Origin of the sequence: Pseudoduganella rivuli (assembly GCF_009674485.1) — a bacterium.
In the GTDB taxonomy this organism is placed as follows: domain Bacteria; phylum Pseudomonadota; class Gammaproteobacteria; order Burkholderiales; family Burkholderiaceae_D; genus Rugamonas; species Rugamonas rivuli_B.
The window spans coordinates 116,316-136,929 of sequence record NZ_WKJJ01000009.1; the positions used below are offsets into that span (position 1 = coordinate 116,316).

General features: G+C 60.7%; 26 protein-coding genes. 12 read left to right on the forward strand and 14 right to left on the reverse strand.

The features are described from left to right. Positions 1-8: 8 nt before the first annotated feature. Positions 9-644: an SCO family protein gene (locus GJ700_RS15540; protein ID WP_371867975.1), complete on the reverse strand. Its 636-nt coding sequence runs from the start codon at positions 642-644 to the stop codon at positions 9-11. Continuing rightward, positions 625-1,365 (reverse strand): SURF1 family protein, encoded by a 741-nt coding sequence (locus tag GJ700_RS15545; RefSeq protein ID WP_154375393.1) that lies wholly within the window; start codon positions 1,363-1,365, stop codon positions 625-627. The genes GJ700_RS15540 and GJ700_RS15545 overlap by 20 nt, the downstream gene beginning before the upstream one ends. A 33-nt stretch (positions 1,366-1,398) precedes the next feature. On the opposite strand from GJ700_RS15545, the gene GJ700_RS15550 reads away from it, so the two are divergent. Further along, positions 1,399-1,602, forward strand: coding sequence for a twin transmembrane helix small protein (locus GJ700_RS15550; protein ID WP_154375395.1), 204 nt, complete (start codon positions 1,399-1,401; stop codon positions 1,600-1,602). Positions 1,603-1,698: 96 nt separating this feature from the next. Here the strand turns inward: GJ700_RS15550 and GJ700_RS15555 are convergent, their stop codons facing one another. From GJ700_RS15555 to GJ700_RS15580, 7 genes are all read right to left on the reverse strand, one after another. Continuing rightward, complete coding sequence (locus GJ700_RS15555) at positions 1,699-2,553, reverse strand: cytochrome c oxidase subunit 3 (protein WP_154375397.1); 855 nt, start codon at positions 2,551-2,553, stop codon at positions 1,699-1,701. A gap of 30 nt (positions 2,554-2,583) precedes the next feature. Continuing rightward, a complete protein-coding gene (locus GJ700_RS15560) occupies positions 2,584-2,799 on the reverse strand; it encodes a DUF2970 domain-containing protein (RefSeq protein WP_154375399.1) in 216 nt (71 codons plus the stop codon). Continuing rightward, complete coding sequence (locus tag GJ700_RS15565) at positions 2,796-3,335, reverse strand: cytochrome c oxidase assembly protein (protein ID WP_371867976.1); 540 nt, start codon at positions 3,333-3,335, stop codon at positions 2,796-2,798. Before GJ700_RS15565 ends, GJ700_RS15560 begins: the two co-directional genes overlap by 4 nt. 3 nt (positions 3,336-3,338) lie before the next feature. After that, complete coding sequence (locus GJ700_RS35490) at positions 3,339-3,452, reverse strand: cytochrome oxidase small assembly protein (protein WP_229507028.1); 114 nt, start codon at positions 3,450-3,452, stop codon at positions 3,339-3,341. A 50-nt stretch (positions 3,453-3,502) separates the two neighbouring features. Further along, the gene (gene ctaD, locus GJ700_RS15570; RefSeq protein WP_154375401.1) at positions 3,503-5,101 is read right to left on the reverse strand and encodes a cytochrome c oxidase subunit I; all 1,599 of its coding nucleotides are present in this window, start codon (positions 5,099-5,101) and stop codon (positions 3,503-3,505) included. Between the two features lie 16 nt (positions 5,102-5,117). Further along, on the reverse strand, positions 5,118-6,341 hold the full coding sequence (gene coxB, locus GJ700_RS15575) for a cytochrome c oxidase subunit II (RefSeq protein ID WP_154375403.1): 1,224 nt from the start codon (positions 6,339-6,341) through the stop codon (positions 5,118-5,120). Positions 6,342-6,610: 269 nt separating this feature from the next. After that, positions 6,611-7,543, reverse strand: a complete 933-nt coding sequence (locus GJ700_RS15580) for a methyltransferase domain-containing protein (RefSeq protein WP_154375405.1) — start codon at positions 7,541-7,543, stop codon at positions 6,611-6,613. Between the two features lie 59 nt (positions 7,544-7,602). Here GJ700_RS15580 and GJ700_RS15585 point away from each other — a divergent pair, with 59 nt between their 5' ends. From GJ700_RS15585 to GJ700_RS15595, 3 genes are all read left to right on the forward strand, one after another. Beyond that, a complete protein-coding gene (locus GJ700_RS15585) occupies positions 7,603-8,421 on the forward strand; it encodes a ComF family protein (RefSeq protein ID WP_154375407.1) in 819 nt (272 codons plus the stop codon). 18 nt (positions 8,422-8,439) lie between these two features. Beyond that, the gene (trmL, locus tag GJ700_RS15590; RefSeq protein WP_154375408.1) at positions 8,440-8,910 is read left to right on the forward strand and encodes a tRNA (uridine(34)/cytosine(34)/5-carboxymethylaminomethyluridine(34)-2'-O)-methyltransferase TrmL; all 471 of its coding nucleotides are present in this window, start codon (positions 8,440-8,442) and stop codon (positions 8,908-8,910) included. A 66-nt stretch (positions 8,911-8,976) separates the two neighbouring features. Continuing rightward, entirely contained in the window at positions 8,977-9,438 is a 462-nt protein-coding gene (locus GJ700_RS15595; protein ID WP_154375411.1) for a DUF421 domain-containing protein, read from the forward strand. 7 nt (positions 9,439-9,445) lie between these two features. Here GJ700_RS15595 and rfaE2 read toward each other — a convergent pair whose 3' ends face one another. Both rfaE2 and GJ700_RS15605 read right to left on the reverse strand, forming a co-directional pair. Next, positions 9,446-9,928 (reverse strand): D-glycero-beta-D-manno-heptose 1-phosphate adenylyltransferase, encoded by a 483-nt coding sequence (gene rfaE2, locus GJ700_RS15600; protein WP_154375413.1) that lies wholly within the window; start codon positions 9,926-9,928, stop codon positions 9,446-9,448. 5 nt (positions 9,929-9,933) lie between these two features. After that, the gene (locus GJ700_RS15605; protein WP_154375415.1) at positions 9,934-11,133 is read right to left on the reverse strand and encodes a PilT/PilU family type 4a pilus ATPase; all 1,200 of its coding nucleotides are present in this window, start codon (positions 11,131-11,133) and stop codon (positions 9,934-9,936) included. A gap of 148 nt (positions 11,134-11,281) precedes the next feature. Between GJ700_RS15605 and GJ700_RS15610 the strand changes: the two genes are divergently transcribed. The 3 genes from GJ700_RS15610 (at position 11,282) to GJ700_RS15620 (ending at position 13,508) form a co-directional block, all read left to right on the forward strand. After that, entirely contained in the window at positions 11,282-12,220 is a 939-nt protein-coding gene (locus GJ700_RS15610; RefSeq protein ID WP_154375417.1) for a hydrogen peroxide-inducible genes activator, read from the forward strand. Positions 12,221-12,289: 69 nt separating this feature from the next. Then, a complete protein-coding gene (ubiA, locus tag GJ700_RS15615) occupies positions 12,290-13,144 on the forward strand; it encodes a 4-hydroxybenzoate octaprenyltransferase (RefSeq protein ID WP_154375419.1) in 855 nt (284 codons plus the stop codon). Between the two features lie 16 nt (positions 13,145-13,160). Then, positions 13,161-13,508 carry a glycine zipper domain-containing protein gene (locus GJ700_RS15620; RefSeq protein ID WP_154375421.1) on the forward strand — a complete coding sequence of 116 codons (348 nt, stop codon included), beginning with the start codon at positions 13,161-13,163 and terminating at the stop codon, positions 13,506-13,508. Positions 13,509-13,523: 15 nt separating this feature from the next. Here GJ700_RS15620 and GJ700_RS15625 read toward each other — a convergent pair whose 3' ends face one another. Next, positions 13,524-14,306: a substrate-binding periplasmic protein gene (locus tag GJ700_RS15625; RefSeq protein WP_154375423.1), complete on the reverse strand. Its 783-nt coding sequence runs from the start codon at positions 14,304-14,306 to the stop codon at positions 13,524-13,526. 159 nt (positions 14,307-14,465) lie between these two features. Between GJ700_RS15625 and GJ700_RS15630 the strand changes: the two genes are divergently transcribed. Both GJ700_RS15630 and GJ700_RS15635 read left to right on the forward strand, forming a co-directional pair. Further along, a complete protein-coding gene (locus GJ700_RS15630; protein ID WP_195763915.1) occupies positions 14,466-15,455 on the forward strand; it encodes a porin in 990 nt (329 codons plus the stop codon). A gap of 11 nt (positions 15,456-15,466) precedes the next feature. Beyond that, positions 15,467-16,213 carry a substrate-binding periplasmic protein gene (locus tag GJ700_RS15635; RefSeq protein ID WP_229507029.1) on the forward strand — a complete coding sequence of 249 codons (747 nt, stop codon included), beginning with the start codon at positions 15,467-15,469 and terminating at the stop codon, positions 16,211-16,213. An 11-nt stretch (positions 16,214-16,224) separates the two neighbouring features. Here GJ700_RS15635 and proC read toward each other — a convergent pair whose 3' ends face one another. Both proC and GJ700_RS15645 read right to left on the reverse strand, forming a co-directional pair. Further along, positions 16,225-17,046 (reverse strand): pyrroline-5-carboxylate reductase, encoded by an 822-nt coding sequence (proC, locus tag GJ700_RS15640; RefSeq protein WP_154375427.1) that lies wholly within the window; start codon positions 17,044-17,046, stop codon positions 16,225-16,227. Beyond that, entirely contained in the window at positions 17,043-17,765 is a 723-nt protein-coding gene (locus GJ700_RS15645; RefSeq protein WP_154375429.1) for a YggS family pyridoxal phosphate-dependent enzyme, read from the reverse strand. Before GJ700_RS15645 ends, proC begins: the two co-directional genes overlap by 4 nt. Before the next feature lie 92 nt (positions 17,766-17,857). Here GJ700_RS15645 and GJ700_RS15650 point away from each other — a divergent pair, with 92 nt between their 5' ends. The 3 genes from GJ700_RS15650 to GJ700_RS15660 are packed head-to-tail and all read left to right on the forward strand — an operon-like array spanning position 17,858 to position 20,566. Then, the gene (locus GJ700_RS15650; RefSeq protein WP_154375431.1) at positions 17,858-18,901 is read left to right on the forward strand and encodes a type IV pilus twitching motility protein PilT; all 1,044 of its coding nucleotides are present in this window, start codon (positions 17,858-17,860) and stop codon (positions 18,899-18,901) included. Positions 18,902-18,934: 33 nt separating this feature from the next. Beyond that, positions 18,935-20,071 carry a PilT/PilU family type 4a pilus ATPase gene (locus tag GJ700_RS15655; protein WP_154375433.1) on the forward strand — a complete coding sequence of 379 codons (1,137 nt, stop codon included), beginning with the start codon at positions 18,935-18,937 and terminating at the stop codon, positions 20,069-20,071. 9 nt (positions 20,072-20,080) lie between these two features. After that, positions 20,081-20,566 carry a glutathione peroxidase gene (locus GJ700_RS15660; RefSeq protein ID WP_154375435.1) on the forward strand — a complete coding sequence of 162 codons (486 nt, stop codon included), beginning with the start codon at positions 20,081-20,083 and terminating at the stop codon, positions 20,564-20,566. Positions 20,567-20,614 lie beyond the last annotated feature (48 nt).

Consider the following 20,614-nt stretch of genomic DNA (forward strand, 5'->3'; position numbering starts at 1 on the left):
ACATGTCCTTAGCCGATGGCCGACGCTTTCAGCACCTTGCCCAGGTCTTTTTTCACCTTCGACGGATCCGCGTCTTTCGGGAAACGCATCATCAGGTTGCCCAGCGGGTCGATCAGGTAGATATGGTCGGAAGCCTTGCCGCCCTGCTCCACCGGCAGCCACTTCTGCACGGCATCCAGCGGCGCGCGCAACATGCGGGTGCCGTCATTGACGCGCAGCAGCACGGTTTCCAGCGGTTCGTTATCCGTGATCAGCCACACGCGTTCGATGCGGCTCGCTTCCTTGCCCTGCATGGTGCGCAGCTGGCGCATGGCGAACAACTGGTCCTGGCACGCCTGGGCGCAATCGGACGGGCCCACTTTCAGCATGATCCACTTGCCCTTGTAATCGTCCAGCGTACCGGGCTTGCCATCGAGCTGCGTACTGGCCATGGCCGGGATCGGATGTTGGCGGGGGTCGAGCAGCGCGCCGTAATTGGTGCGTCCTTCCGGCTTGATCACGTAATACGTCAGGTACGACGCGATCATCGGCGCCGCGCACACGGCCAGCACGGCCAGCAATTTCCAACGCCCCCTGGAGCGCTGCGGCGCATTGCCTTGCGCATTTTCCTGCGCATTTCCCTGCTTAACTTGTTGCTTTTCCACGTCTGAATCCCGTTACGACAAAAAAGAGTAAAGCCATCAGCGCCAGGCCGTACCACTGGAACGCGTAGCCCTTGTGTTTATCGACACCCGTCGACGGCGCAGGCCAGTCATGCACAATGCCCGTATCTTCCGGCCCGGCAGGCGCCGCCTGTTCAACGACAAACGGTTGCATGCGCAAGCCGCTGGCCGCCGCCACTTCCTGCACGGTGGCATTTTGCACGATCGCGTGGCGCTGCAATGCGGGCGGCGTGCCCAACTGCATCACCTGCCCCGGACCCAGCCGCGCCACGCCTTCCACCGTCACCGTGCCGGACGGTGTGCGGTAGTCGGGTACCTGGTTGCGGTCCGCCATATTGCGGGGCAGCCAGCCGCGGGCCACGAGCACGTGCATGTCCGTTCCTGCGATTTTAAACGGCATCAGCAAATAAAAACCCGCGCGGCCCTGATACGGACGATTGTCCAGGTAGATCGGCCAGGCCGCGACAAATTCACCCGTCATGCGCACGCGGCGGAATTCCACCAGCGACGCCGACATGGGTTGCGCGCCGATGTCGAGCGGCGCCCCCGTGCGCCCCGCCTGCAGGCGCAATTCCTGGGCCATCTTGTATTCCGCGCGCCGGTCCTGCCACTGGCCAAGGGAAACGCCCAGCGCCACCAGCAATACCGTGGCAATAAAGGGAATCAGCCTGAAGCGGAACTTAATGGGAAACCCCGGACGCATTACAATGCAACCTTCCTGTGATTACCACACATCATGAAAATCCTCGTCGCCATTGCATTCATCCTGATCCTGGCCAGCCTCGGCTCCGCCCTCTATCACATGATGCGCCAGAAAAACAAAGCCGATCCGCGCATGGCCCGTTCGCTGGGCATGCGCGTGGGCTTTTCCATCCTGCTGTTCCTGTGCATCCTGCTGGCCAATTACCTGGGCTATATCCACCCGACCGGTATCCGGTAACAACGCATTGCACCAATAAAAAAGCCGTACGCTGAATCCTGCGTACGGCTTTTTTATTTGGCGGCGCAGCCGTCAGCCGCGCCGCCGATTATACGCTTACATCCAGTACACGACGACGTACAGGCCCAGCCAGACGACGTCGACAAAGTGCCAGTACCAGGCCGCGCCTTCGAACGCGAAGTGGTGTTCCGGCGTGAAGTGGCCTTTCATCAGGCGCACCAGCACCACGCCCAGCATGATCGCGCCCATGGTCACGTGGAAGCCGTGGAAGCCGGTCAGCATGAAGAAGGTGGAACCGTAGATGCCCGAGGTCAGCTTCAGGTTCAGTTCGTGATAAGCATGGATGTATTCATACGCCTGGAAGCCCATGAACACGGCGCCCAGCAGCACGGTTGCCGCCAGCCACACGATGGTTTTGGCACGCTTGCCGGCCACCAGCGCATGGTGGGCGATGGTCAAGGTCAGGCCTGACGTCAGCAGCAGCGCGGTATTGATGGTCGGGATCGGGAACGGGCCCATCGACGTGTACGGCTCGATCGTGCCGGCCGGGCTGTTACCCCATTGCGCAACAAAGTCGGGCCAGATGAATTTGTGGTCCAGGTCGCCCAGCCATGGCAAGGTGATGGTGCGGGCATAGAACAGCGCGCCGAAGAACGCGCCAAAGAACATCACTTCCGAGAAGATGAACCAGCCCATCGACCAGCGGTACGAGTGGTCGATGCGTTTGCTGTACATGCCGCCTTCGGATTCCTTGATGGCGTCGCCGAACCAGAAATACAGCACGGTCAGCGTGCATGCGATACCGATGAAGTTCACCGTCGAACCCCACGAAGCGTCGTTGACCCACGCGGAGGCGCCGATCATCGTGATGAGCAGCGAAAGGCCGCCCAGCATAGGCCACCTGGATGGACCAGGCACGAAGTAGTACGGTGCCGCGTTATGAGAACTCATCTCGTTATCTCCTTAAATTTACGCATTTATTTAATTGCGTACTGCAAATTTCACTATCGTTATCAGCAGGGCGATGAACCCGGCAGCCCCCAGCAGCGCTGCGATAATCACATAGGCCAGGTTCAGTTTCACTTCATCCTGGTCGAAATCGCTTTTCCTGCGCAGGCCAAAAAACGACCACAGCACCGCTTTCAGCGAATACAGAAACGATGCCTGCCGCACTTTTTTCTCGGGTTGCTCCGTCATCGCGCCGCCGTCTTGTTGTCCAGTCCATCGATTTCAAAGAAGGTGTAAGACAGCGTGAACGTTTTCACATCCTTTGGCAATGCCGGGTCGATATAAAACACCACTGGCATTTGCCGCGCTTCGTTCGCCTTCAGGGTCTGCTGTTTAAAGCAGAAGCAATCGACTTTCTTGAAATACTGCGCCACCTGGCTGGGCGCATAGCTGGGTATCGCTTGCGCATTCACCGTGCGTGACTGGACATTCACCACTTCATACACCACCGTCACCAGCTCGCCCGGATGTACCTGCAGCGAGCGCTGGGTGGCGCGGAAACGCCATGGGCCATGCGCATTGCTGTCCAGTTCCACCGTGATGGTGCGGCTGGTATCGACTTGCGTATTGCCCGGCAAATTCACCGTGCCGTCTTTTTGCGTGATGTTGTTAATGCCCAGCACTTCGCAAATATGCTTGTAGACGGGGATCAGCAAATATCCAAAGCCGAACATCATGACAGCGATGACGATCAGCTTGCCCAGCAGGCGGCGGTTTTCAGTCACGGGTCAGCTCAGCCAGATACGCTTGACGAAAACCGAGACGAAAAACAGCAACGCGATCGAACCCAGCGTCAGGGCCATTTTCAGGTTGCTGCTGTTTTGCTTCTTTGGATCAGACATGCTGCGCCCCTCTCTGCATGGGCGGAGGCATCAGCCCCCGCCTGATTTCATTACTTGACGATTGGCGGTTCTTCGAAGGTGTGGAACGGCGCCGGCGACGGCACGGTCCACTCCAGGCCTTCCGCGCCTTCCCATGGCTTGTCGGCCGCTGGTTTGCCGCCGCGGATGCTAGGCAGTACCACGAAGAACAGGAAGAACACCTGGCACAGGCCGAAACCGAACGCGCCGATGGAGGCGATCGAGTTGAAGTCCGTGAACTGCGCCGGATAGTCGGCGTAGCGGCGTGGCATACCGGCCAGGCCCAGGAAGTGCATCGGGAAGAACGTGATGTTGAACGTGATCAGCGATGCCCAGAAGTGGATCTTGCCCATGGTTTCGTTGTACATGAAGCCAGTCCACTTCGGACCCCAGTAGTAGAAGCCCGCGAACAGCGCGAACAGCGAACCTGCCACCAGCACGTAGTGGAAGTGCGCCACCACGTAGTAGGTGTCTTGCAACTGGATGTCGATCGGGGTGACCGCCAGGATCAGGCCGGTGAAACCGCCCATGGTGAACACGAACAGGAAGCCCACCGAGAACAGCATCGGGGTTTCAAAGGTCATCGAACCTTTCCACATGGTGGCGATCCAGTTGAACACTTTCACGCCGGTCGGGATGGCGATCAGCATGGTGGCGTACATGAAGAACAGCTGCGACGTCACCGGCATGCCGGTGGTGAACATGTGGTGGGCCCAGACGATGAACGACAGGATCGCAATCGACGCGGTGGCGTACACCATCGATGCATAGCCGAACAGTGGCTTGCGGGCGAAGGCCGGGATGATCTGCGACACGATACCGAAGGCCGGCAGAATCATGATGTACACCTCGGGGTGGCCGAAGAACCAGAAGATGTGCTGGTACATGACCGGGTCGCCGCCGCCGGCAGCGTTAAAGAACGAGGTGCCGAAGTGACGGTCGGTCAGGGTCATGGTGATCGCGCCAGCCAGGACCGGCATCACGGCGATCAGCAGGTAGGCGGTAATCAGCCAGGTCCAGCAGAACATCGGCATCTTCATCAGGGTCATGCCAGGGGCGCGCATGTTCAGGATGGTGACGATGATGTTGATCGAACCCATGATCGACGAGGCGCCCATGATGTGCATGGCGAAAATACCCATGTCCATGCCAGGGCCCATCTGGGTCGACAGCGGTGCGTACAGCGTCCAGCCGGCCGCGGTGGCGCCGCCGGGAACGAAGAACGAACCGGCCAGCAGCAGCGCCGCAGGCGGCAACAGCCAGAACGAGAAGTTGTTCATGCGGGCGAACGCCATGTCGGAAGCGCCCACTTGCAGCGGGATCATCCAGTTGGCGAAGCCGACGAAGGCCGGCATGATCGCGCCGAACACCATCACCAGGCCGTGCATGGTGGTCAGCTGGTTGAAGAATTCAGGCTGGAAGAATTGCAGGCCAGGCTGGAACAGTTCGGTACGGATCATCAGCGCCAGCACGCCGCCGGACAGCAGCATGATGAACGAGAACCACAGGTACAGGGTACCGATGTCCTTGTGGTTGGTGGCAAACAGCCAGCGCTGCAAGCCATGTGGGTGGTCGTGCGCATGGTCGTGGCCGTGCGCGTGATCGTGTGCGTGATCGACAGTCGTGCTCATGATAGGCAACTCCTAATTACTTACGTGCAGCCAGAACTTCGGCCGGTTGAACGATGTTTTCAGCAGCCTTGTTCGACCAGCTGTTGCGGGTGTACGTAATGACCGCGGCGATATCGGTATCCGACAATTGTTTCCATGCCGGCATTTCGCTTGGGAACTTGCCGCTCTTCTGGCCGTTCAGCAGCACGTGGATCTGGTCGGCTTTCGGACCGTTCACGACAGCCGAACCGTCCAGCGACGCGAACGCGCCTGGCACGCCCTTGCCGGTAGCCTGGTGGCAAGCAACGCAGTTGGTGTTGTAGACTTTTTCGCCCTTGGTTTTCAGTTCGTCGATGGTCCAGGTCTTGTTCGGATCGTCCGCCAGCGCAGCCAGTTCCTTTTTCTTCTTGTCGACCCAGGCGGTGTACTCGTCCGCGGTCACGACACGCACCACGATCGGCATGAATGCGTGCTCTTTACCGCACAGTTCCACGCAATTGCCGCGATATACGCCGGTGTGCTCAGCCTTGAACCAGGTGTCGCGCACGAAGCCGGGGATCGCATCCTGCTTGACGCCGAAGGCCGGGATGGTCCACGCGTGGATCACGTCGTTGGCGGTGGTGACGATACGGATCTTGCGGTTAACCGGCACCACAACTTCGTTATCGACTTCGATCAGGTAGGTATCGGAACGCTTTTCCGTTGGCGCGACGCCGGGCGAGCCGACTTGCGAACGCGGGGTGGCGATGTTGGAGATAAAGTTGATGCCTTCGCCTTCGCCCTTCAGGTAGTCATAGCCCCATTTCCACTGCATGCCGGTGGCTTTGATGGTGATGTCGGCGTTCGACGTGTCTTTCATGGCCACCACGGTGCGGGTCGCCGGCAGCGCCATGCCGATCACGATCAGGAATGGCACCACGGTCCAGGCGATTTCAACGGCAGTCGATTCGTGGAAGGTGGCAGGTTTGTGGCCCAGCGATTTACGGTGTTTGAAGATGGAGTAAAACATCACGCCGAAGACAGCGATAAAGATCGCCAGGCAGATGTACATCATCAAATTGTGCAGATCGTAGATCTCAGTCGCGATCTTCGTAGCCGGTGGCTGCAAGTTCAGCTGATTGGCAACCGGACCGCCGGTTCCACCCGTGGCTTTCGAGTATTCAGTTGCAGCTGCCGCCGAGTCAGCCGCCCATGCCGGAACAGAGGCGGCCGCCATCGACAGCGCGAGCATCAACGATTGAAATCGCTTTGCATATATCATATTTTCCCCAACCACCCAAGAAATAAAAATATTTTTAAAGGCAGCCGTTCGATGTTCTGAATAGCCGCCGAGCGCTACAACACCTAAAACCTTTTCACCTTGCCCGAAAACAGGGCAAAAAGATGGCAAAATTAGTCAAGGATTATAGACAACATCCTCTGAGCGCATCAAGAAGATTATCCATTACGCAAGAGCAAAGCCGACAGCTTTGGCGATATTTGCCACATATCGATAACGATATTCTGCGTATGTCCGGACTGGTATTCAGGTTATTTAGGCGGCTTATTGGGGCTGTTGCGCGGCAGATCGAAACGCACGATGGATTCGCCCGTGCTGGTGGTGCGCGGCGCCGGACGGAAAGCATGTCCATACAACACTTCAAAGGTCAGACCCAGCTTGCCATCCGCCCGGCGCTGGCGTTCCAGGCCGTTCAACAGCCGCTGGTGCGCGGCGCGGCCCAGCAATCCCTGCCGCCGCGTGGCCAGTGGATTGCCGCCCCAGGCGCGCACATCGGCCAGCAATGCCTGCGGCGTATCGTAGGTGACGGTGATTTTTTCCATGTCCAGCACCGGCGTGGAAAAGCCCGCTTCCACCAATTGGTCGCCAAAATCGTGCATGTCGACAAAAGGCAACGCATGTTGCGCCAAATCCACTTCTGCAAACGCATTGCGCACTTCGACGAAGGTATCCGGACCGAAACAGGAAAACATGAGCAAGCCTTCAATCCGTAACACGCGGCGCCATTCGGCAAACACACGGTCCGGCTGCGGATGCCAGTGCAGCGCCAAATTCGACCAGACCAGGTCGATGCTGTGCAGCGCCAGCGGTAATTCCGCGAAATCGCCGCACAACAAATCGACGCCGGTTTTGCCTGGCAACAGCTTGCTGAGCAACTGATTCAACCCTTTGGCGGCAGGCCCTTTGGCGGCGCGCGCCATGGCTTCGGCCGCATCGATGCCGATCAGGTGGGTGGCGCTATACATTTTTTGCAACATTGCCAGATCGGCGCCCGGTCCGCAGCCCGCGTCCAGCACGCGCTGCGGGATCATTTTCACCAGCGCCAGGCGGTCGCGCATGCGGGATGCGATTTCGCGGCGCAGGAAATCGGACGGCGCGATACGCTCGGGATGGGCGAATTGCGCCCGGACGCGCTCGAGATCGATGGGGGCGCTGAGTTTTGGCGGTTTGGAGGGTGCTTGCATGGTCTTGACTGCTCGGGATGAGATAATGGCGGCAGTTTACATGGTTGGCGGGGTTTGCGATGCGGACCGGGCTGGACGGTGACTTGGGCAGTGCCGTCGGCCATGGCTGGCGAGCAGGCCTGGGGCGCGCCGCCCTGCCCTTGCGCCGCTTGCTGTCGCACGCCGGCAAGCTGCTGTTGCCGGGCCAATGCGCACTGTGCGGCAGCCTTGCCGGCGGGCGGGTCGTGTGCGCCGCCTGCCACCAGCACTATATAGAAGGCTGGCAGTTGGCCCGGCTTCCCCGCTGCGGCAAGTGCGCCAACCCGTTGCCGGCGGGGGCCGGCGCTGGGCTGTGCGGCTATTGCCTGCGCACGCCGCCGGCATTTGACACGACGGTGGCCGCCGCCGCGTACGCGCTGCCGCTGGACCGGCTGGTGCTGCAGTTGAAATTCGGCGGCCGCCTGGCCCTGGCGCGGCTGTTTGGCGAAGCGCTGGCCGATGCGTGCAACGTGGCCGGCGATCTTGTCCGGCCCGACGTGCTGTGCCCGGTGCCGCTGGGCCCGCGCAGGCTGGCGCAGCGGGGGTATAACCAGGCGCTGGAAATGGCCCGCCCGCTGGCGCGCCGCATCCAGGTGCCGTTGCAGGTGCGGATGGCCATCCGCGTCAAGGAAACCGAGGCGCTCAGCCGGAGCGCCACGCCGGCGGAACGGCGCGCCCATATCGCGGGCGCGTTTGCCGCCCTGCGGCGCGACTGCATAGAAGGCCGCCATATCGGCCTGGTCGACGATGTGATGACCAGCGGCGCGACCATGAATGAGTTGGCGGCGCTGTTGAAGCGCTATGGCGCGGCGCGGGTCACTTGCCTGGTCTTTGCACGCACGCCGCCGCACGATGAATGAGTTTTAAAGGAGAGTAAATTGTTTCATGTAGTCCTGGTCAAGCCGGAAATCCCACCCAACACGGGAAACGTGATCCGCCTGTGCGCCAATACCGGCGCGCAGCTGCATTTGATCGAACCATTGGGTTTCGAGCTCGATGACAGCAAATTGAAACGCGCCGGGCTGGATTACCACGAATATGCGGCCATGCAGGTGCACAAGGACTGGGCCGCCTTCATGGCCGCCGTGCAGCCTGATCCCGCGCGCCTGTTCGCGATGACCACGCACGGCTCGTCGCCATTCGCCAGCCAGCAATTCCGTCCCGGCGACGTGTTTGTTTTCGGTTCCGAGACCAAGGGCCTGGACGCGGATTTCCGCAACGGCTTCCCGGAATCGCAGCGCATCCGCCTGCCCATGCGGCCCGGCAACCGCAGCCTGAACCTGTCGAATACCGTGGCGGTCGTCGTATTCGAAGCGTGGCGCCAGAACGGTTACCAGGGCGGCGCGTAAGCCCCCAACCGTGTGGGCGCGCTCCGTTTTCCTGTCGTATAACGGCAGGAAGCGACGGGAGGCGTCATGTTCGACATGGAATTACCGTGGTGGGAATACGTTGTTCGCGCCACCATTATTTATGTGGCGCTGCTGGTCATGGTGCGGATTTCCGGCAAGCGCACGGTGGGGCAATTTTCACCGTTTGATTTGCTGGTGATTATGCTGCTGTCGGAAGCCGTATCGAATTCACTGTCCGGCGGCGACCAGTCCGTGCCTGGCGGCCTGCTGCTGGCGGCAACGCTGATCGGACTCAATATCTTTATCGCGTGGCTGACGGCGCACAGCCGCAAGGCCACCGACTGGATCGAAGGCACGGCCGTGCTGCTGGGCCGTAACGGCAAGATCTTTCACGAAGTCGCCGTCAACAACCGCGTCGCCGACAACGACATCGAACGCGCATTGCGCGAAGAAGATTGCAAACTCGAGGAAATGCATTGCATCTTCCTCGAATCGGACGGCAAGATCACTATCCTGAAAAAATCTTAATTACCACTCAGTTACCATACATGCGCACCTTGGCCAGCAACCGGGTGGTCGAACGGTCATGCTCGAAATCGATGGCCACCGCCTTGCCGCCATAGGCCAGCACCGCCTGACCTTCCGGAATCGCCGTCATGTCGTAATCGCCGCCCTTGGCATAGATCTCCGGCTGGCATTCCTGCACCACTTCCAGCGCCGTGTCTTCATCGAACGCCACCACCAGGCTGGCCGATTCCAGCGCGGCCAGCACGGCCATGCGGTCTTCGCAGTGGTTCAATGGACGGTCATCGCCCTTGCCCAGCCGCTTGACGGACGCGTCCGTATTGACGGCCACCACCAGCGACGCGCCCAGTGCGCGCGCCTGCGCCAGGTACGTCACGTGGCCGCGGTGCAGGATATCGAACACGCCGTTGGTCACCACCACCGGCTTGGGCAGCGCGGCGACCCGTTCTTTCAACGTGGCGCGGCTGCAGATTTTTTCTTCAAAATTGGGCATGGGTTCTATTGTTTGGCGCCGGACGCATCATCTTCCTCCTCCGGTTCTTCCTCGATCTGCATGCTCAAACCGGCAGCCGCGCTGGAGCCGCCGGTGTCACCGGGCTCCTTGCGGTCGCCGCGCAACTTGATTTGCAGACGCAGGCCGTTGGCGGAATCGGCATTGCGGATGGCTTCGTCGTATGAAATGAAGCCCTTATTATAGAGTTCGTACAACGCCTGGTCGAACGTGCACATGCCCAGCTCGCGGGACTTGTGCATGATTTCCTTAATCGACTGGAAATTCCCCTTCAAAATCATTTCAGAAATTGTCGGCGAATTCAGCAGGATTTCAATCGCCGCCTTGCGCCCCTTGCCGTCTTCCGTGCGAACCAGCCGCTGCGACACGATGGCCCGCAAATTCGACGATAAGTCCATCAACAGTTGATTACGCCGCTCTTCCGGGAAGAAGTTGATGATGCGGTCCATGGTCTGGTTGGCATTGTTCGCGTGCAGCGTGCCCAGGCACAAATGGCCGGTTTCCGCAAACGCGATTGCATGTTCCATGGTTTCCGTGTCGCGGATTTCGCCGATCAGGATCACGTCCGGCGCCTGGCGCAGCGTATTTTTCAGCGCGTTATGCCATGACAACGTATCGACGCCCACTTCGCGGTGCGTGATCAGGCACCCTTTGTTCTTGTGCACGTATTCGACGGGATCTTCCACCGTGATGATGTGGCCGGCTGAATTCGCATTGCGGTAATCGATCATGGCGGCCAGCGTGGTCGACTTGCCGGACCCGGTGCCGCCCACCACCAGCACCAGCCCGCGCTTGGTCATGATCACTTCCTTCAGCACCTCGGGCAAATCCAGCTTCTGGAAATTCGGGATTTCCGATGCGATGGTACGGATCACCATCGCCACGTTCTGCTGCTGAACGAAGACATTGACGCGGAATCGGCACACATTGGGCAGCGATATGGCGAAATTGCACTCCATCTCCGCCTGGAACTCGGCCCGCTGCCGCTCGTTCATGATGGCGTACGCCAGCGCCTTGGTGACTTCGCCCGTCAGGCGCTGCTGGCTCAGGGGTTTCATCGCCCCCTGCGACTTCATGCTGGGAGGGAAATCGGCGGAAATGAACAAGTCGGACCCGCCGGTCTGATGCATCACCGTCAGCAATTTATGGATATAAGCCTGGGCTTCTTCGTGACCAAAAGTAGACATGCGCGATGCTCCTGTCAGCGGCGGGTGGGCGCAGCCATTATATGCCGCGCCATATGCCGTGACCATTCCCCCCGTGTTGCCACTTTGTCTTGCGCGGATGATCACAGGACCATTGCGTGCGCCGGTTGCCTGTGTTCAAATAGGTTGCATGACACTGACCGAGCTGAAATACATTGTCGCCGTTGCGCGCGCCAAACACTTCGGACACGCCGCCGAAGCCTGTTATGTCGCCCAGCCGACGTTATCGGTCGCCATCAAGAAACTCGAAGATGAACTGGGCGTCGTGCTGTTTGAACGGGGCGGCGCGGAAATCTCGGTTACACCGCTGGGCGCGCAAATCGTGGCCCAGGCCGAACGCGTGCTGGAACAAACCGCCGCAATCAAGGAATTAGCCAAGCAAAACAAGGATCCGCTGGCAGGCCCGCTGCGCCTGGGCGTGATTTACACGATTGGCCCCTACCTGTTGCCGCCGCTGGTCAAAGCCATGGTCAGCCATGTGCCGCAAATGCCGCTGATCCTGCAGGAAAATTTCACCGTCAAATTGCTGGAAATGCTGCGCCAGGGCGAACTGGATGCGGCCATCATGGCATTGCCGCTGCCCGACCACGGCATGGCGCTGCAAGCACTGTATGACGAACCGTTTGTGGTGGCCATGCCACACAATCACCCGTGGGCAGCCCGCCAGAGCATTCCGGCCGAAGACTTGAAGACGGAAACCATGCTGTTGCTGGGGAATGGCCATTGTTTCCGCGACCAGGTGCTGGAAGTATGTCCGGAAATGGCCCGCTATGCGGCGCCGGGCAATGGCATGCAGCGCACCTTCGAGGGGTCGTCGCTGGAAACCATCCGCCACATGGTGGCCAGCGGCATCGGCCTGACGGTCTTGCCGCGCGCTTCCGTGCCGGACATGAATGTGCAGGACGGCATGCTGCAATTCCGCCCCTTCACCGATCCGGAACCCACGCGCCGCGTCGTCATCGTATGGCGCAAAAGCTTTACCCGCAAGGCCGCCATCGACGCCGTTTGCACGGCGGTGGCGCAGTGCAAGCTGCCCGGCGTCACGCCGGTGGCTGGCCACGAAGCCTGAGCGTCCCCGCCAGTCCCGCCCGCGCCCCGTACTATAATCGCGTTTTTCCCATAGCAACAGTGAACCGCGATGAACAAGCTGCAGCTCTATTTCCGCCTGATCCGCCTCGATAAACCCATCGGCACCGTGCTGCTGCTGTGGCCGACGCTGAGCGCGATGTGGCTGGCCAGCGGCGGCGTGCCCGACTGGCACGTATTGCTGATCTTTTGCCTGGGCACCTTCCTGATGCGGTCGGCCGGTTGCGCCGTCAACGATTACGCGGACCAGGATTTCGACCGCCACGTCAAGCGCACGGCGGAGCGTCCCATTACCAGCGGCCGCATCAGCGGCAAGGAAGCGCTGGCCGTGGCCGCCGCCCTGTCGCTGATCGCCTTCCTGCTGATCCAGCCATTGAATGCGCTGACCAAGCAACTCAGCGTGGCGGCCCTGCTGATAGCCGGCACTTACCCCTACTTCAAGCGCTTCTTCGCGATTCCGCAAGCGTATCTCGGCATCGCGTTCGGCTTCGGCATCCCGATGTCGTACGCGGCCATCCAGGGCACGGTACCGGCCGTCGCGTGGTGGCTGCTGGTGGCCAATGTGTTCTGGGCCGTGGCGTACGACACGGAATATGCGATGGTGGACCGCGACGACGACTTGAAGATCGGCATCAGGACGTCGGCCATCACGTTTGGCCACTTCGACGTGGCCGCCATCATGCTGTGCTACGCCGTCAATCTCGGCATGTTGCTGGCAGCCGGCATCCATTATGGCCTGGGCTGGTGGTTCTACACCGGGCTGGCGGTAGCGGCCGGCTGCGCGGCTTATCACTACACGCTGATCCGGGGCCGCGAACGTGCGCCCTGCTTCGCCGCGTTCCGGCACAATAACTGGCTGGGAGCGGCCGTATTTGCAGGCATCGTCCTGGATTTCGCATTGCGTTAATCAAAGAGAGGGCACCATGGATCAGACTCAGAACACCACCGCCGGCAACACCTTGCGCCAGGACGCCGGCGCCGACCGCGAACGCTTGCTCAGCCACTTGCGCGAAGCCGTCAGCGATGCGGAACAGTGGCTCAATTCCGCGGCAAAGGATGCGCCGGCCGACATCGAACAGGCCAAGAAACAATTCCAGGAAGCGATCGCCGGCGCGAAAACCGATTTGCTGAAGCTGGAAGACACCATGCTGGCGCGCGGCAAGCTGGCGTACAAGGCAGCCGATGCCTATATCCAGGAAAGCCCGTGGGTTGGCGTGGGCATTGCCGCAGCGGCGGGCCTGGCGCTGGGCTACCTGATCGGCCGCGACTAACCGCGGCGCCCCCGGTCAGCGCGGCGGCGCGCCGTTGCCGTTACCGATCTTGTAGCGGCCGCGCAATTGCTGCAGCCAGTTCCGTTCCTGCTGCAGGAACTGGGAAAATTGCTGCACGATTTCCGGGTGGCGCACGGTCGACATCCGAAAGTCGCTGCGGGCATGGGGCAAGCCCGGATCGAACTGCAAACCGCCGGGCGTTTTCAACTGGTCTTCCAGCATATGGTTGGCCACGTCCACATTCACGTACACGGCGTCGATATGGCCGGCCAGCGCCAGCCGCAGCAAGCTGTCAAAACCACTGCTGGTGGTTAATGTGATGGTCTTGCTGTCGATGGCGTCCTGGTAGGGCCACGGCGTAAACCCGAGCGCCGTTCCCAGGGTTTTCAGTTGCGCCAGCGGGCGGCCGCGGTGCTGCGGCAACACCATCGCCCCCTCTTCCGTCGTGACCACCACGTCGCTGTAACTGATAGTGGCGCCAGCGCGCAACTCCTCGCGCCACTTCGGGTTATCCGGATATTTGAAATCCACCGTATGCTCTTTCAGCAGCGACGCATACAGGCGATTGATCGGCAGCGGCACATAGCGGAAGGTGTAGCCGTGGCGCCGGGCAAAGGCATCCAGCACCTCGCGTGCGAATCCCGCGTATTCATTATGGCGGTCGACCGTATGCAGCGGGTAGTACTGCAGGTTTTCCACCCCGACGACAAACACGCGCGCCGCAGCCGGTCCGGCATAGGCAGCCGATACTGTGCTTCCCCATACCAGTATGGCCAGCAAGGCGCGGCGCAGATACATGCGGGTTCCCCGGGAAAAGTCCCAGCATACCGAACACGGCTTGTCTGCGCGATACAGACCGTTGCCATTTTGCACAAATATTCACGCCACCATTGCAGGCGTTCCGGGCCAGGAGTACAACGTCAGTAAGCGCCCATGCGCGCAAATGCGGAGTCCATCATGCGAAACCGGCTGGCAATGCTGGTGTGCCTGTTCCCGGCATGGGTCTGCGCCCAACAATCCGTCAATCAAGCCGTCACCCTCTATGGCGTGATGGACTTGGCCATCGCTTCCGACAGCAACTCGGGCAAATCGTCCATGCGTGTCGACAGCGGCCAGCAAACCGCATCGCGCCTCGGCATACGCGGCCAGGAAGACCTGGGCGGCGGGCTGTCCGCCAGCTTTGTGCTGGAGTCGCAAATCGAGTCCGATACCGGCGCCCCGTCGTTCGCGGGCCGCGTGTTTGGCAGCCAGGCTTGGGTCGGCTTGTCCAGCCCGATCGGGACGGTCCGCGCGGGCCGCATGTTCACGCCCTACTTCGGCGCCATCGCCACCAACGACCCGTTCGATGCCAAGGGTCCCGGCGAATCGACCCGCGTGTTTTACGATTCCGGCGTGCGCATGGATAACACCGTCAAATATTCGCTGCCGTCCGGGCTGAACGGGTTCTATGGCGATATCGCCTGGGCGGCGGGTGAAAGCGCGGCGAGCAGCAGCGCGAACCGCCAGGTCAGCATGGATGTCGGTTACAAGACGGGCATTTTCAATATCCAGCTGGCACGCCACGATGCCAACGATGCCGCAGGCGCCACGCTGGCGCGCAGCACGATGATCGGCGGGAATGTCGACCTGGGTCCCGTGCGTGGCTGGATGGCCGCCGCCCGCAGCACCAACGATACGACGCTCAATACGCGGGATTTGCTGGTCGGCGTGTCGGTGCCCTTCGGCTTGAATTTGCTGTCGGCTGATTATGTGCGCAAGACCGACCGCAACAACCCGAACGCGGGCGCGAAACAGATCGCGGCAGGCTACTACCATTGGTTATCGAAACGCACCAACCTGTATCTGGTATCCTCCCGTCTGCGCAACGGCAGTGCGGCCAATTACCAGACCACGCTGCCGGGCGGCACGCGGCGTGTGATCGCCGTGGGCATACGGCATCAATTCTGACGATCTCTGATATGAACCTGCGCAGTACCTTCGCTTTGCTGGCCATCAGCTGGCAGTGCGTGACTCCCTCGCTGGCGGCCGACGTCACCATGGCGTTCGGTGAAAAAATCCCGCCCTTCTGCTTCCCCGAAAGCAATTCCGGCATTGAACTGGAAGTGCTGGGCGAAGCATTGGCCTACCGTGGCCACGTATTGAAGCCCCGCTATTATTCATTCGCCCGCATTCCCGTTGCCTTCAAGGCGCATGAGGTGGATGCCGCGATGACGGACCTGGGCCAGGATTTGCGGCCCGATGGCGCCCATTACGGCGATCCGGCCGTGTTTTACGATAACGTGTTTATCAGCCTGAAAGACCGCAACCTGGTGATCCGCAAGCCGGAAGATTTGAAAGGGTTGACGGTGATTTCCTTTGCGGGCGCCGCGCGCCGCTATCCGGAATGGCTGGCCGCCGTGCAGGCCGACGGCCACTATTACGAGCAAAACGACCAGGCCCTGCAAGTGCTGACCCTGGACAAGGGCCGCTACGACCTGGTGCTCAGCGACCGCAATATCTTCAAGTACTTCACGCTGCAATTGCGGCAGACCGGCTACAAGCCGAAACCCACCGCCGAACATGCCTTTGTCCGTTTCAATCCCATGGATTACCGCCCGGTTTTCCGCGACCGCAAGATCCGCGACGATTTCAACGCGGGCTTGAAGCACTTGAAGGAAACGGGGCGGTTCCAGGCGATTTACCAGAAATACCTGGGCGAACCGTAAGGTTCAGCCCCTTACGCCTGACCCAGTTCGTCGCCCAGTTGTTTGCCACGGGCGGCGGCGGCTTTCATGGCGGTGATGATCGCCTGCTTGACGCCGCTTTCTTCCATGCTGGTCAGGGCCGCATAGGTGGTGCCGCCTTTCGACGTCACGCGTTCGCGCAGCACCGACACCGGTTCGTCCGATTGCGCCGCCAGTTGCGCCGCGCCGGTAAACGTGGCCAGCGCCAGTTGCTTGCCCTGCTCCGCGTTCAAGCCCATTTCCAGCGCCGCCTGCTGCATCGCCTCGATAAAGTAAAACACGTAGGCGGGGCCGCTGCCCGAGACCGCCGTTACCGGGTCGATCAGCGCTTCATCGTCCAGCCACACGGTGCCGCCGACCGCCTTCATGATGGCGTCCGCAGAGTCGCGCTGCGCGGCTGACACGCCGGCCGCCGCCACCATGCCGGTAATGCCCTGGCCGATCAGCGCCGGCGTATTCGGCATGGTGCGCACGATGGCGGCATAGCCACCCAGCCAGCGCGACAGGTCCGCCGCGCGGATGCCTGCGGCGATCGACAGCAGCAAGGCCTTGCCGCCGGCCGGCAGCAGCGGCAGCAGTTGCGCCGCCACTTCCTTCATGATTTGCGGTTTCACGGCCAGCACGATGACATCGGCCTGCGATACAGCGGCATCCGCGCTGGCCGCCGTGGTGACGCCATACTGGGCGCGCAGCCTGTCCAGCGACGCCGTGTTCGGATCGACCACGTGGATATTGGCGCCGGGGGTCAGTTTGCCGGCCAGGCCGGCGATCAGCGCGGCAGCCATGTTGCCGCCGCCGATAAATGCGATTTTCATTGAGTTTCCTTGGTGGGATAGTTGCGCGCGCCGAAAATGGCGGAGCCGACGCGGACCATGGTGGCGCCTTCCAGGATGGCGGCCCGCATGTCGCCGGACATGCCCATCGACAGCGTATCGAGCGCCAGTCCTTCGGCGCGAAGCGTGTCATACAGTGCTCGCACGCGGGCAAAGGCCGCGCGCTGCTTATCGAAGTCGTGTTCCGGCTCGGGGATCGCCATCAGGCCGCGCAGGCGCAGCTTCGGCAGCCCCGCCACGGCATGGGCCAGCGCGGCAACCTCTTGCGGCGCGGCGCCGCTCTTGCTGGCCTCGCCGCTGATGTTCACTTGCAAACAAATGTTCAGCGGGGGCAGGCTGTCCGGACGCTGGTCCGACAGGCGCTGGGCGATTTTCTCGCGCTCGACCGTGTGCACCCAGTCGAAATGCTCCGCGATGGGCCGGGTCTTGTTGCTTTGGATAGGACCGATGAAATGCCATTCCAGCGCCTGGTCCGGCGTGGGGGTGGCGCTGGCCAGGGCGCGGATTTTGTCCAGCCCTTCCTGCAGGTAGTTTTCGCCAAAGGCCAACTGGCCGCCCTGCACGGCTTCCAGCACGGCTTCGGCGCCAAAGGTTTTGGAAACCGCCAGTAATTGCACGGAACCGGCAGCCCTGCCTGCCTCGTGCTCCGAGGCAACAATGTTGTCTATGACTGCTTGCAAGTTCCGGGCTATTCTGGACATAATCGTTGAGCGGGAGAGTTGACATTCACTGTGCCCGCACGTACGCGCCTCCTTCGACGAAGACGCCCGCTTTGCAGGCACAGGGATTATAAATGGACATTTCCGAATTACTCGCATTCTCGGTGAAGAACAAGGCTTCCGACTTGCATTTGTCGGCCGGCCTGCCGCCCATGATCCGCGTGCATGGCGACGTGCGCCGCATTAACCTGCCGCCCATGGAACACAAGGACGTGCACGGCATGATTTATGACATCATGAACGACGGCCAGCGCAAGGCGTACGAGGAAATGCTGGAATGTGACTTTTCGTTCGCGATTCCCGGCCTGGCGCGCTTCCGCGTCAATGCGTACAACCAGGAACGGGGCGCGGCGGCCGTGCTGCGGACGATTCCCTCGAAGATCATGAGCCTGGAAGAGCTGCACTGCCCGAAGATCTTCGCCGACTTCGCGCTGAAGCCACGGGGACTGGTGCTGGTGACGGGGCCGACCGGTTCCGGCAAGTCCACCACGCTGGCGGCCATGATCAACCACCTCAATGAAAACGAATACGGCCACATCCTGACGATCGAAGACCCGATCGAATTCGTGCACGATTCGAAGAAATGCCTGATCAACCAGCGCGAAGTGGGCCCGCACACGCTGTCGTTCAATAACGCGCTGCGTTCGGCGCTGCGGGAAGACCCGGACGCGATCCTGGTGGGTGAATTGCGCGACCTGGAAACCATCCGCCTGGCCCTGTCCGCCGCGGAAACGGGCCACCTGGTATTCGGCACGCTGCACACGTCGTCGGCCGCGAAAACCATCGACCGTATCGTCGACGTGTTCCCCGCCGAAGAAAAGGAAATGGTGCGCGCGATGCTGTCCGAATCGCTGCAGGCGGTGATTTCTCAGACGCTGCTGAAAACCAAGGATGGCAACGGCCGTGTGGCCGCGCATGAAATCATGGTCGGCACGCCGGCGATCCGCAACCTGATCCGCGAAGCGAAGATCGCGCAAATGTATTCCGCGATCCAGACCGGCAGCAATGTCGGCATGCAGACACTGGACCAGAACTTGACGGACCTGGTGCGGCGCAACGTGATTTCGTCGGCGGCGGCGCGCTTCGCCGCCAAGATCCCGGAAAACTTCCCCGGCTGAGAAGTTTAGCTGTACTGACGCCCAAGGAACTTTATGGAACGCGACCAGGCATCCAAATTCATGTTCGACCTGCTGCGCCTGATGCTCAGCAAGAAAGGGTCGGACTTGTTCATCACGGCCGGCTTCCCGCCCGCGATGAAAATCGACGGCAAGATGACGCCAGTCTCGGCGCAGCCACTGACCCCTGCCCACACTTCGGATCTGGCCCGTTCCATCATGAACGACAAGCAGGCGGCCGGATTTGAAATGACGAAGGAAGCCAACTTCGCCATCAGCCCGGGCGACCTGGGACGCTTCCGCGTGTCCGCCTTCGTGCAAATGGGCGCGGTGGGCATGGTGCTGCGGACGATTAACTCGACGATCCCGAAACTGGAAGATCTGGGCCTGCCGGAAGTACTGAAGGAAGTCATCATGGCCAAGCGCGGCCTGGTGGTGATGGTGGGCGCCACGGGTTCCGGCAAATCCACGACCCTGGCCGCCATGCTGGGCTACCGCAACCACAACAGCTATGGCCACATCATCACGATTGAAGACCCGGTGGAATTCGTCCACCCGCACGGCAATTGCGTGGTCACGCAGCGCGAAGTGGGCGTCGATACGGAAGACTGGGAAATCGCGCTGAAAAACACGCTGCGCCAGGCGCCGGACGTGATCCAGATCGGCGAAATCCGCGACCGCCAGACCATGGACCATGCGATCGCGTTCGCGGAAACCGGCCACCTGTGCCTGGCCACCCTGCACGCCAACAGCGCCAACCAGGCGCTGGACCGCATCATCAACTTCTTCCCGGAAGAACGCCGCCAGCAATTGCTGATGGATCTATCGCTGAACCTGAAAGGCATGATTTCCCAGCGCCTGATTCCCCGCAAGGAATCCAAGGGCCGCGCCGTGGCCATTGAAATCATGCTGAATTCACCGCTGATCTCCGACCTGATCTTCAAGGGCCAGGTCCATGAAATCAAGGAATTGATGAAAAAATCACGCGAACTGGGCATGCAAACCTTCGACCAGTCGCTGTTCGACCTGTACGAGGCGGACATGATCACGTATGAAGATGCGCTGCGCAACGCGGATTCCGTCAACGATTTGCGCCTGCAAATCAAGCTGGAAAGCAAGGCCGCGAAAAACCGCGACATGTCGGCCGGTACCGAACACCTCAACATCGTATAGGAATTAACAATGACCACTGTCTTCGATTTCAACGCCGATTCGCTGGCCGGCAAGCCTGTCGACCTGTCGCAATACAAGGGCAAAGTGCTGCTGATCGTGAATACCGCCAGCAAGTGCGGCTTCACGCCGCAATACGAAGGCCTGGAATCGGTTTACCAGCAATTCAAGGACAAAGGCGTGGAAGTGCTGGGCTTCCCGTGCAACCAGTTTGGTTCGCAGGAGCCGGGCGCTGAAGAGGAAATCGGCGCGTTTTGCCAGAAAAACTATGGTGTCAGCTTCCCCATGTTTTCCAAGATCGACGTCAACGGCGACGATGCGCACCCGCTGTACAAGCACTTGAAAAAAGCGTCGCCCGGCTTGCTGGGCACCGAAGGCATCAAGTGGAACTTCACCAAGTTCCTGGTTCGCAAAGACGGTACGGTGTATAAACGCTACGCGCCCACCACCAAACCGGAAGAAATGACGGGCGATATAGAGAAATTGCTGGCAGAATAGCCGCTTCCCAGCCCGGCCCGCGCCGGGCGTTGTTTTTTATGGTGCCAC

Coding starts and splice junctions, on each gene's coding strand:
- GJ700_RS15545 (WP_154375393.1), bottom strand. CDS start 1,365: ATGCGTCCGGGGTTTCCCATTAAGTTCCGCTTCAGGCTGATTCCCTTT.
- GJ700_RS15550 (WP_154375395.1), top strand. CDS start 1,399: ATGAAAATCCTCGTCGCCATTGCATTCATCCTGATCCTGGCCAGCCTC.
- GJ700_RS15555 (WP_154375397.1), bottom strand. CDS start 2,553: ATGAGTTCTCATAACGCGGCACCGTACTACTTCGTGCCTGGTCCATCC.
- GJ700_RS15560 (WP_154375399.1), bottom strand. CDS start 2,799: ATGACGGAGCAACCCGAGAAAAAAGTGCGGCAGGCATCGTTTCTGTAT.
- GJ700_RS35490 (WP_229507028.1), bottom strand. CDS start 3,452: ATGTCTGATCCAAAGAAGCAAAACAGCAGCAACCTGAAAATGGCCCTG.
- ctaD (WP_154375401.1), bottom strand. CDS start 5,101: ATGAGCACGACTGTCGATCACGCACACGATCACGCGCACGGCCACGAC.
- coxB (WP_154375403.1), bottom strand. CDS start 6,341: ATGATATATGCAAAGCGATTTCAATCGTTGATGCTCGCGCTGTCGATG.
- GJ700_RS15580 (WP_154375405.1), bottom strand. CDS start 7,543: ATGCAAGCACCCTCCAAACCGCCAAAACTCAGCGCCCCCATCGATCTC.
- GJ700_RS15585 (WP_154375407.1), top strand. CDS start 7,603: ATGCGGACCGGGCTGGACGGTGACTTGGGCAGTGCCGTCGGCCATGGC.
- GJ700_RS15595 (WP_154375411.1), top strand. CDS start 8,977: ATGTTCGACATGGAATTACCGTGGTGGGAATACGTTGTTCGCGCCACC.
- rfaE2 (WP_154375413.1), bottom strand. CDS start 9,928: ATGCCCAATTTTGAAGAAAAAATCTGCAGCCGCGCCACGTTGAAAGAA.
- GJ700_RS15605 (WP_154375415.1), bottom strand. CDS start 11,133: ATGTCTACTTTTGGTCACGAAGAAGCCCAGGCTTATATCCATAAATTG.
- GJ700_RS15610 (WP_154375417.1), top strand. CDS start 11,282: ATGACACTGACCGAGCTGAAATACATTGTCGCCGTTGCGCGCGCCAAA.
- ubiA (WP_154375419.1), top strand. CDS start 12,290: ATGAACAAGCTGCAGCTCTATTTCCGCCTGATCCGCCTCGATAAACCC.
- GJ700_RS15620 (WP_154375421.1), top strand. CDS start 13,161: ATGGATCAGACTCAGAACACCACCGCCGGCAACACCTTGCGCCAGGAC.
- GJ700_RS15625 (WP_154375423.1), bottom strand. CDS start 14,306: ATGTATCTGCGCCGCGCCTTGCTGGCCATACTGGTATGGGGAAGCACA.
- GJ700_RS15630 (WP_195763915.1), top strand. CDS start 14,466: ATGCGAAACCGGCTGGCAATGCTGGTGTGCCTGTTCCCGGCATGGGTC.
- GJ700_RS15635 (WP_229507029.1), top strand. CDS start 15,467: ATGAACCTGCGCAGTACCTTCGCTTTGCTGGCCATCAGCTGGCAGTGC.
- proC (WP_154375427.1), bottom strand. CDS start 17,046: ATGAAAATCGCATTTATCGGCGGCGGCAACATGGCTGCCGCGCTGATC.
- GJ700_RS15645 (WP_154375429.1), bottom strand. CDS start 17,765: ATGTCCAGAATAGCCCGGAACTTGCAAGCAGTCATAGACAACATTGTT.
- GJ700_RS15650 (WP_154375431.1), top strand. CDS start 17,858: ATGGACATTTCCGAATTACTCGCATTCTCGGTGAAGAACAAGGCTTCC.
- GJ700_RS15655 (WP_154375433.1), top strand. CDS start 18,935: ATGGAACGCGACCAGGCATCCAAATTCATGTTCGACCTGCTGCGCCTG.
- GJ700_RS15660 (WP_154375435.1), top strand. CDS start 20,081: ATGACCACTGTCTTCGATTTCAACGCCGATTCGCTGGCCGGCAAGCCT.